This window comes from Marinobacter sp. (assembly GCF_035268745.1).
In the GTDB taxonomy this organism is placed as follows: domain Bacteria; phylum Pseudomonadota; class Gammaproteobacteria; order Pseudomonadales; family Oleiphilaceae; genus Marinobacter.
In genome coordinates this window covers 1-2,394 of record NZ_DATFKH010000024.1, presented here as the reverse complement: position 1 = coordinate 2,394, position 2,394 = coordinate 1, and the positions used below count along the sequence as shown (strand labels likewise).

General features: G+C 54.8%; 4 protein-coding genes. 3 read left to right on the top strand and 1 reads right to left on the bottom strand.

Going from position 1 to position 2,394, the window contains the following annotated elements:
• Window positions 1-303 (bottom strand): hypothetical protein (locus VJ956_RS01345; RefSeq protein ID WP_324080800.1); only part of this gene is annotated, 303 nt, incomplete at its 3' end.
• A 186-nt stretch (window positions 304-489) separates the two neighbouring features.
• Here VJ956_RS01345 and VJ956_RS01340 point away from each other — a divergent pair.
• Genes VJ956_RS01340 through VJ956_RS01330 form a run of 3 tightly spaced genes read left to right on the top strand, consistent with a single transcriptional unit; the run spans window position 490 to window position 1,746 of the window.
• Window positions 490-837, top strand: a complete 348-nt coding sequence (locus VJ956_RS01340) for a hypothetical protein (RefSeq protein WP_324080798.1) — start codon at window positions 490-492, stop codon at window positions 835-837.
• A 50-nt stretch (window positions 838-887) separates the two neighbouring features.
• Complete coding sequence (locus VJ956_RS01335; RefSeq protein WP_324080792.1) at window positions 888-1,382, top strand: hypothetical protein; 495 nt, start codon at window positions 888-890, stop codon at window positions 1,380-1,382.
• Window positions 1,363-1,746, top strand: a complete 384-nt coding sequence (locus VJ956_RS01330) for a hypothetical protein (protein ID WP_324080790.1) — start codon at window positions 1,363-1,365, stop codon at window positions 1,744-1,746. Before VJ956_RS01335 ends, VJ956_RS01330 begins: the two co-directional genes overlap by 20 nt.
• The last annotated feature ends 648 nt before the right edge of the window (window positions 1,747-2,394 follow it).

The following is a 2,394-nucleotide window of genomic DNA, read 5'->3' as shown; positions in this document are numbered from 1 at the left end:
GTTGCAACGTCTGAAGCGCCTGCCGTCGCACCAGAGGTTCGCCTGCGGCGAAACGGGCAGGCAGGCGCTGCCCGGCGGTGCCGCCGGGCGGGAGGTCTCTGCAATGGCGTGCGTCGCACGGACACCTTCGATGACGGTTTTCAGCCCAAAGCGGACCCAAGGCCCTTGGCTAAAATCTGCGATAGCCAACCTTCGCCGCGCCACTCGCAAACTGGCACACCGCGACCGTTCGCTGTAACTGAAGCAAAGGCAGCTTTCGGTCACCCGTTCAAAAACCGTGGTTTTTTGGATGAGTAACATCATTGAGTAGTTGCCGATGAAACTTTCAATTTAGACAGCTAAAAGTTTAGCATCAATTCGGACCGCGTGTTAAATAACTGAACAAAGATATAACGGTAAAAGGACCGTTGATCTGGCAACCGGTCAGTGGCAACGTGAACGCGAAAGCAACCCCTTGAGGAATGCTGAATTATTGTAGAATGATTTGACATGATTACGCTATCAGCAGGGCAATTTGCTGCCTTCGACCAGATAGAGACACAACGCTTTTATGAAAGCGCGGCGTCATACCTGCGTGACAATCTGCCTGAGGCAACAGAGGATTTCACACCGATTGAATTGGTTGACCACGTCGCCGACTGCCATCAGATCGCAAACTGGCTAGGTATCGAGAGCGAGACAGGTATCGTAAAGGTTGCCTGCCTGTCTTTTGGACCGCAACCAGAGTTTTATCAAACTCCGGAAATCTACAGCTACATCACCGAACCTGGTGCATATCCCGAAGGGCGATTGGACACGGTTGTCGAAGCGCTCGAGAGCGCGTCAGGAACAATGTGAAGGAAATGATCCCGCTCGCGCCTATGCGCCATGGCCAATGGACCTGACCAATGCCAGCACCGATCGTCGCAGGCATCATTGGACTGGGGCGTCTTGCGATATCGGCTGCACCAAAGGCATATCGCGGTATCAAAGCCTATCGGAATGCGCGCAAGCTCAAGAAATTGCAATCACAAGCCGCACGTCGCGAGGCTGCCCAGAAGTCTTCGCGGGCCGCACGCAACGCGGACAAGTCCAAGTTTTCAAAAGACAAACCCAAATGCACAAAAAACTGCAAACCGAAGGCGGGACGCGAAAGCCTGAACGATGCGCAGCTAAAGAACCTTAAACGCTATGAAAAAAAATTGCCCACAGGCGCAGAGCCTACACAAATCACCAACGCGCCAAACGGGGGCAAGGTATTCTCGTCCAAGGTGCCGGGGCGCGTGCCCGGATCAAGCGCAACCTACCGTAAAACGGTGGACGCATTGGGCAAAACAACGGATTATATCAAGACTACCGTAGATCCCGCAGGGAAGGTTATTCATGTCAAGCCCAAGTTCTGAAACCGGACAGACGCACAACAGTCCCGAAGAGCATCTGGCGTTGCTAGAGGCACTTTGTACACTGTCGGCTCCGCTTGAAGAGATCGAAACTGCCCTTGCACCTTTTGGATGGGATCACGAGGAAGAGCTCGTTATCCTGTCAAGACAGGCAGTGCATCATGTGGTTCTCGCCTGGAGCGAAGGCAGGCTTTCCACAGATACGCTGACAGCATGGGCCGAAGCGATTGAGGCACGCGACGACATCGGGCGGGAAGAACCGCATGAAGAACTGCTGAACGACATCTTGTTTGAATTGGCAAATCCTGACATCAACGGTGCCTTGACGCCAGACCGTGCACAAGAGGTTTTGCAAACGCTGGATTAAGCAAATTAAAAGGTACCCTATCTATGTCTTGTCTGGCACCAGTTTTATCCAGATGGTGTTTCAAAAACCCTCGTATTTGGAACAGACCCATCTTGCCAAACTTTCCGTTGCTATAAACCCTGTTCAAAACTTGATCGGTACCTAGAGGTTTTTGGCGCGCGTCCCATCGCTGAGAGCCGTGCATCATGTGGTATCCGGCAGACAGGGCTCCAAGCTGTCGCTTGCCGCAGTCTGCACGAAGGTCCGCTGTCGGGAAACGGCGTTAACTTTGCAAAGTCCGCTTTCTGCGCCATAGCGGCCACTCATCTTTACCAAATCGCCCGGCAGACCGGGCGCGCGCGCCCCCCACCGCACGCCCCGTTAACCCCACCATCCCCCGAAATCCGCACCGACGGAATACCGACGCGATACCGACGCGATACAGCCCATAAAAACCCCCGGATTTCCGGGCGTTAACCGTGATTCGCCCGTCTGAGCCCGAAACCGACACCGCCATGTCGAAAACAGGTGGTCCCGCCCCCCGCATCCTGCCATTCTGGCCCCACCATGCGCCTGATGATTTCCTTCGCGGCCCTCTTCCTGTCGGTCATTCTGCTCCAGCTTTCCACCGGCGGGGTGGGCCCGCTCGATGCCCTCTCGGGCCTTGCC